The 7,036-nt window shown below is 62.4% G+C and carries 6 protein-coding genes; all 6 read left to right on the top strand.

The features are described from left to right. Positions 1 to 354 precede the first annotated feature (354 nt). On the top strand, positions 355 to 2,217 hold the full coding sequence (locus tag ACYVDE_RS11025) for a M61 family metallopeptidase (RefSeq protein WP_460501570.1): 1,863 nt from the start codon (positions 355 to 357) through the stop codon (positions 2,215 to 2,217). Between the two features lie 217 nt (positions 2,218 to 2,434). Next, positions 2,435 to 3,130 carry a hypothetical protein gene (locus tag ACYVDE_RS11020; RefSeq protein WP_460501569.1) on the top strand — a complete coding sequence of 232 codons (696 nt, stop codon included), beginning with the start codon at positions 2,435 to 2,437 and terminating at the stop codon, positions 3,128 to 3,130. Positions 3,131 to 3,237: 107 nt separating this feature from the next. Next, on the top strand, positions 3,238 to 4,233 hold the full coding sequence (locus ACYVDE_RS11015) for a hypothetical protein (RefSeq protein ID WP_460501568.1): 996 nt from the start codon (positions 3,238 to 3,240) through the stop codon (positions 4,231 to 4,233). 197 nt (positions 4,234 to 4,430) lie between these two features. Continuing rightward, complete coding sequence (locus ACYVDE_RS11010; RefSeq protein WP_460501567.1) at positions 4,431 to 5,438, top strand: hypothetical protein; 1,008 nt, start codon at positions 4,431 to 4,433, stop codon at positions 5,436 to 5,438. Positions 5,439 to 5,615: 177 nt separating this feature from the next. After that, positions 5,616 to 6,635, top strand: a complete 1,020-nt coding sequence (locus ACYVDE_RS11005; protein WP_460501565.1) for an MBL fold metallo-hydrolase — start codon at positions 5,616 to 5,618, stop codon at positions 6,633 to 6,635. Positions 6,636 to 6,760: 125 nt separating this feature from the next. Further along, the coding region (locus ACYVDE_RS11000; protein ID WP_460501564.1) for a hypothetical protein at positions 6,761 to 7,036 on the top strand (276 nt) is incomplete at its 3' end.

Genomic DNA, 7,036 nt, shown 5'->3' with positions numbered 1-7,036 from the left:
AGGGCTGGCGACGGTGGCTGCTGGCGGCCATGTTCTGGTTTTTCCGGCTCACCACCCGGCTGCGGGCCCGCGAGCTGCCCGATTTTGCGGTGGCGCTAGCAGCGCGGGGGTTGCGAGGCCAATCCCGGGGGCGCTTTTACGCGGGGGCTGCCGAAGCCTCGGTATTCCAGTGAGTAAGTTCGTGGCCTTGGATATATTATAATGCAGCTGCTTGCATGCGAAACATAATTTTAACGGCCTTTGCTTGTTATTTTTACGTGCAAACGACGGTTGTATTGTAAATTTTCCGCAACTTTACAGCTGCTGTTCGGCCTTCCTTGTGACCAGTTTACTTATTGTGCTATAATTTACCCTATGAAACACATTGCTACTCTCGGCATCGCCTTCTGCCTGGGCTTGGGCGCGGCGGCAGCCCAAACGAAGGCGCCCGGCGCGCCGGTGCGCTACGCGCTGTCGTTCCCGAATGCGACGCACCACGAGGCCAAAGTGACAGCTACGTTTGCGGGCGTGGGCAGCGGCACGCTGCACGTACGCATGGCCCGCAGTTCGCCCGGCCGCTACGCCGTGCACGACTTTGCCAAGAATGTATATTACGTGGTGGCCACCGACGGCTCGAACCACCCGCTGCCGCTGAACCGCCCCGACCCCTACGGCTGGGACGTGAAGCCCGGCGCTGACGGCATTGTGATTTTCAGCTACACGCTGTACGGTGACCAGACCGATGGCACGTTTGCCGGCATCGACCAGCAGCACGCCCATCTGAACCTGCCCGCTACGCTCTGCTACGCCACCGGGCTCGAAGACCGCGCCGCCGAAGTGAAGTTTGACGTGCCGCCGGCCTGGAAAGTGGCCACGCAGCTGCGGCCCAGCGACGACAAGAACACCTTCACGGCACCCAATTTTCAGTACCTGATGGACAGCCCCGTGTCGCTGGGCGCGCAGCAGGTGCGCAGCTGGCAGGAAGGCGACCAGACCATTGAGCTGGCCATGCTGTACCAGGGCCCGGCTTCGGAGATGGATGCGTTCGCCAAGAACGTGCAGAAAGTGGTGAAGGAAGAAAAGGCCATTTTCGGCGTGCTGCCCACGTTTGACTTTGCGCGCTACACTTTCATTGCTGACTACCTGAGCCAGGCCACCGGCGACGGCATGGAGCATCGCAACTCTACTTCGCTCACCAGCCCTCGCACCCTCAAGGATGAGGATGCGACGAAAAACCTGGGCACCGTGGCCCACGAGTTTTTCCACGCCTGGAACGTGGAGCGCCTGCGCCCGAAAGACCTAGAGCCCTTCGACTTCCAGCGCGCCAACATGAGCGACAACCTGTGGTTTGCCGAAGGCTTCACGCAGTACTACGGCCGCCTGGCCCTGCGCCGCGCCAAGCTGATTGAAGACGAGGACTTCTTTGACGACATCAGCCGCTGGGTGAACCTGCGCCAGAACAGCCCCGGCGCCCGCTACGCCTCGGCCATCGACATGAGCCGCCAGGCCGCCTACACCGACGGGGCCGGCCAGAGCGGCGCGCCCATGAACCTGGTGAACACCAACCTGTCGTACTACGACCAGGGCGCTGGCATTGCCCTGGTGCTCGACATGCAGCTGCGCCAGCACCACCGCTCCTCGCTCGATAAATACATGCAGGCCATGTGGCAGCAGTTTGGCAGCAAGCAGAGCGGCTACGCTCCTACCGCGCCCTACACCACCCGAGATTTGCAGCGCGTGCTGGGCGAGGTGAGCAAGGACACCGTGTTTGCCGGCCGCTTCTTCCGCCAATACATCTACGGGCGCGAAACGCCGCGCTTCACCGAAAACCTGCTGGTGGCCGGCCTAGCCGTGATTCCGACCCGGGCCCTGGGCGCGGCCCTGCCCAACCAGGTGGAGTTCGACGACGAGGGCCGCTGCATCGTGGCGTATAACACCCAGATTGGCTCGGGTCTGTATAAGGCCGGCATCGACCGCGGCGACCAGATTGTGGTGCTCGACGGCAAGGAGCTGCACAGCCGCAACGACATGGACGCCGTGCTGCACAAGCACTCGCCCAGCGACGTGGTGTTTGTGAAAGTAAAAACCCGCGGCGGCGTGGAGCGCACCACCCAGCTCATTCTGGCCGAAGACCCTACCGTGCAGGTGAAACCGGTAGAGGGCGTGGAGAAAATGACGCTGGCCCCCGCTCAGAAAACGCTGCGCGACGCCTGGCTGGCCCCGCAGGCTTCGAACTAAGCTCGCCCGCTTACCTGAACAATGGCCCCGGTGGGCCGGCTCCGCGCGTGGCGGGCCGGGCCGCCGGGGCTTTTTGCGGAGCCAACAGGCCGGTTTTTCGGAATACCCGCTAGCTTTACGCCCCAGCATACGGCCAGCGGCGAGCCGCTTGAACCCGCGGGCTTCGCGCCCGCGCCGGCCGTTGCTGATTGCGAGTTGTCATTTAGCCTTTCCTGCCATGCCTCTCTTCGATAAAATCGCCCACGCCGCTAAGGATTTTTTCATTGAGCCGGAAGAGGGCGCGGCGCCCCCCGCGCCCAGCACTGCGCCGCCGACCGCGCAGTTTGGTGCGCCTGTTCCATCGGTCGCTCCGGCTACGGCCGCGCCCGATGCTGCCCCCGTTCCGGGCCAGCCCGAGCAGCGACACCTCGACCACATTGCGGGCCTGCTGGCCGGTGATGGCAAAGACTTTGCGGCTTACATGAAAATGGTGAAAAGCATGGCCGCCGCCGGCCTGAGTGGCCCCATGCTTTATCAAACGGCTTTCAACGCTTTTGCGGCCGTGAACGGGGCCACCGTGCCGGCCCTGCTGGCCTCGGCCTCGCAGTTTGAGCAAACCCTGACCGACGACCGCGAGAAAGTGCTGGCCCGCCACCGCGAGAAAATGGGCGAAGCCAACGCCGCCGGGGCCACGCCCGGCCCCGTGGCCCTGCTCATGGCCCAGGAAAAAAAGCTGGCTGCCGACCTGGCCGAACTCACCCGCCAGCTGCAGGCCAAGCAGCAGCAGCTGCAACAGACCCAGCAGCAGCTGGGCGAGGAGCGCCGGAAGACACAAACCGCGCTGGCATCCTACGAACTGGCTAACGCCGCTGCAATGGCCGACCTGCAAACTCACCGCAAAGCGGCCGAAACGTTTTTGATGGGCGCGAAATAGGCGCTTTTACCACAAGGCTGTTCGCCGATGTAGAGACGCAAATATGCGTCTCTACATCGTTCCGGTGATTTTCTCAACCGCTTCTATTCTTCATTCCTTTCTGCAAAATGAATACTCCGCTACTGGGCCCGCCCTCGCCGGCCGATGGCCTGCCCTCCTGGCAAAAACCTGAGAAAGTTGCCGCCTGGGTTTTCGTGGCCGCGCTGGTGGGCGCGGGCGTGTACTACTGGGGCAAAATCCTGCCCTATCTGCTCGACATCGTGTTCAATTCGGTGAAGCTGGGTATTGGGCTGGGCGCGCTGTTCGTACTGTTTTTGCTGGCTACGAATAAGCGCATTCAGGCTGGCATCTGGTACCTCGGACAGCGCATTTTCCGCACGGCGGCCAGCATTTTCGTGAATACCGACCCCATCGGTATCATGGAAGACTACATCGCGAATACCGAAAAGGAAGCCCGCAACATGGAGGCCGAAGTGGGGCATATCGAAGGCGCCAACGAGCTGGTGAAGCGCAAGATGGAGGCCAACAACGCCCAAATGAAAGAATATCTGGCCCTGGCCGCCTCGGCCCAACGCCAAGGCGAAAAGGACGCCTCCGAGAGCTACGCCAGCCGCGCCGCCCAGCTCGAAGATTACAATAAGCGCCTGCAACCCATGGCCACCACCACGGCCAACGTGAGCCTGGTGATGCGCCAGATTCTGAAAGCGGCGCTGCGACAGATTGACAACAGCAAGTTCAAAGTCAACCTGTTGAAAGACGAGTACGCGCTGGTGAAACGCACCAGCTCGGGCATGCGCGCCGCGATGAACATCCTGCGCGGCGACCCTGACAAGAAGTACTTCTTCGACCTGGCCACCGACCGCGTGGCCCAGGATATGGCCCAGCAGCTCGGCCAGATTAAGCAGGCCATGCGCTACTCGCAGGAGTTCGTGAAGGAAATGGACATCCAGAACGGCGTGATGAGCGAGAAGGGCCAGCACCTGCTCGACCAGTACCAGAAGGGCGAATTCAACGCCATCATGAACAACGAACCGCCCGTGCCGATGAGCGCCAACGCCACCCGCCAAGCCACCGACGACGCCTACGGCAAGCTGCTTGATTAACAGAGCCAGCGCGCCGAGAGAACGTCATACAGAGCGCAGCGAAGCATCTCGCGTGCGCAAGGCAATGCAATTTTAGCTACGCTAACCTTCGGTTCAACGACTCGAGCGGGATGCTTCAACTACGCCCAGCATGACGTTCTGATAACGCAACACTTTAACCCAACACCTCCCCTTTCACCACCCTAACTGCAAACCTCATGCGGCTCACTTTCGCCAGCAAGGCCATCATCGCGGCCCTCATCGTTTTCGGCCTTTACTTCGGCATTCGCCGCTTCACGGCCTCCAACCCCGAACTGGCCCGCGTGGGCCAGACCACGGCTACCACCACCGTGCCGGTCGATACCATCGTGAACAACGGCGGCGGTACCGTTGCGCCCGCCGCCGCCGCCGATACCAAGCCGGCCTTCGCCTACGAAGCACCCGCGCCCGTCGATGGCAAGCTCAAGGGCGTGGTGGAGCTAGGGGCCAGCGGCTTCAACTCCTTCATCGTCCGCATCGACCAGAACCGCACCTGGAAGCTGGAAAAAGCCGACTTCGGCAACAGCTTGGTGATGGAAAACATGGCCACCGAAGACGATGTGCGCAAGGGCCTGAAGGCCTATATCGGCCAGATGCTGGACTTTGGCGTAAGCGGCCGCGACATTCACTTCGTGGTGAGCTCGGGCGCACTGAAAGCCGACGGCACTGCCAAAATCATCAAGGTGCTAAAGGGTATGGGCTACGTGGTGAATACCGTAACGCCCGAGAAGGAAGGCGTGCTGGGCCTGCGCTCGGTGCTACCCGCCTCGTTTTCCGACCGCGCCTTTGTGGCCGACATCGGCTCGGGCAACACCAAAATCTCGTGGCTCGACGGCAACACACCGAAGTCGGTGGAAACCTACGGGGCCAAGTATTTCGAGAAAGGCACCGCTGACGCTACCGTGGCCGCCGAGGTAAAAGAGAAGGCCACCCAGGTGCCGGCCGACCTGCGCGGCACCTGCTTCATCATCGGCGGGGTGCCGTTTGAGATGGCCAAGAAGGTGCGCAAGGGCAAGGAGCGCTACACCGTGCTCGACGCGCCCAGCGCCTACCAGCTCGATAACGCCAAGTCGAAGGCCGGTCTCAACATCTACAAATCCATCGCCGACGCCACCGGCTGCAAGCAGTTCGTGTTCGACTGGGATGCCAACTTCACCATCGGCTACCTGCTCACGCTGCCGAAGTAGCAGTTGATTTGGCTGGAACGAGTACCCCGAATTTTCAATTCGGCCCGTTGAACGAATTATGTTCGCCCGGGCCGAATTGAAAATTCGGGGTACTCGTTTTGGTTTTGCGCCCACGGCACTGCAAACACTTCTGCCCGCCGCCCGTTTCTTTGGCTCCCGAAGCTGCTTCCGACTCTTATGGCTCCACGCATTTCCTATCTCCGCAACGAGGCCCTGCCCACCGTGCGCCCCGGCTACCCCGGCAACAAGCTGTTCGGCAATGAATTTGCCAACGGCGAGGAGCTGTTCGAGCCCAGCTTCAGCAACGTGCTGAAGTGGCAGCTCGAAACCAACCCCCAAAAGGAAGAGAAGAAGCGCGACACCTGGACCCCCGACGTGGTAGACTGCGCGGCCGCCTTCGCCTCGACGGAAGACATGCTGGTGTGGCTGGGGCACTCCTGCTTTCTACTGCGCGCGGCGGGCGTGTCGCTGCTTTTCGACCCCGTTTTGTTCAGTTCGCTCGGCCTGCGGCACCGCCATTCCCTGCCCTGCCCGCCCGAAGCCATTCGCAGTATCGACTACCTAGTGCTCTCGCACGGCCACCGCGACCACTGCGACGAGCAATCCATCAAGCTGCTCGCGGCGCAGAACCCTGAGATGCAAGTGCTGTCGTCGTTGCGCATGGCTCCGCTGCTGCGCGGCATGGCTCCCGCCCTGCCGGTGCAGGAGGCCGGCTGGTGGCAGCAGTACGACCTCGGCCCCTCTGCCCCGCTCGAAATCACCTACCTGCCCGCCGCCCACTGGCACCGCCGCGGCCTCACCGACCTGAACCGCGTGCTTTGGGGTAGCTTCATGATTCGGGTGAAAGCCACCGACAAGCTAATCTACTTCGCCGGCGACACGGCCTACGGCGAGCATTTCGAGGCCATCGAAGCCCGCTTCGGCCCCATCGATATTGCCCTGATGCCTATTGGGGCATACAAGCCGGCCTACATGATGGCTAAAAGCCACGTGAACCCCCACGAGGCCGCCAAAGCCGCCAACGTGCTGCGTGCCGGCCACGTGGTGCCGATGCACCACGGCACCTTCGACCTGGCCGACGAGCCGCCATCGGAGCCGCTGCGCCAGCTACGCGAAGTGGCGGCCGGCGGCATGCTGCGCGGCGAATTGCACGCCCCCGCCGTGGGCGAAATCCTGCGCTGGCCGGACTGGGAGTAGCGTATTTGCCCAGACGTGTGTGTAATTCAGGAGCAGCGGGCATCGAATGAGCACCTGTCGCCATCGCGCGGCTGTTTTTGCTTTTCAACTGCTCGCCGCCGCGGGCTAGCGCTTCCTTCTCACTTATGCTTCCCAAGCCCCAACCCTGCGGCCAGTCCTGGCTCGGCATGACACCCACTGCCAACGGCCGCCTCTGCGGGCAGTGCGACAAGGAAATCTACGATTTCTCGGGCATGAGCTGGCCGGCCATTGCGCAAACGCAGGCGGCACACGGCAATGCCCTCTGCGGCATGTACTCGCCCGAGCAGTTGAAGTACTGGGGCCAGACGCCCCCGCCCAGCACCTGCACCAAGCTGGCGGCCGCCACCACGCTGGCCCTCACGCTGGCCAACCTCCCGGCC

The sequence above is a fragment of the Hymenobacter agri genome, assembly GCF_054778495.1.
Note: the sequence above shows the minus strand (reverse complement) of the source record. Positions and strands in the feature narration are given on the sequence as shown.

Bases quoted from the DNA above. Each gene is read 5' to 3' on its own strand.
- ACYVDE_RS11010 (WP_460501567.1), top strand. From the start codon at position 4,431: ATGCGGCTCACTTTCGCCAGCAAGGCCATCATCGCGGCCCTCATCGTT.
- ACYVDE_RS11005 (WP_460501565.1), top strand. From the start codon at position 5,616: ATGGCTCCACGCATTTCCTATCTCCGCAACGAGGCCCTGCCCACCGTG.
- ACYVDE_RS11020 (WP_460501569.1), top strand. From the start codon at position 2,435: ATGCCTCTCTTCGATAAAATCGCCCACGCCGCTAAGGATTTTTTCATT.
- ACYVDE_RS11015 (WP_460501568.1), top strand. From the start codon at position 3,238: ATGAATACTCCGCTACTGGGCCCGCCCTCGCCGGCCGATGGCCTGCCC.
- ACYVDE_RS11025 (WP_460501570.1), top strand. From the start codon at position 355: ATGAAACACATTGCTACTCTCGGCATCGCCTTCTGCCTGGGCTTGGGC.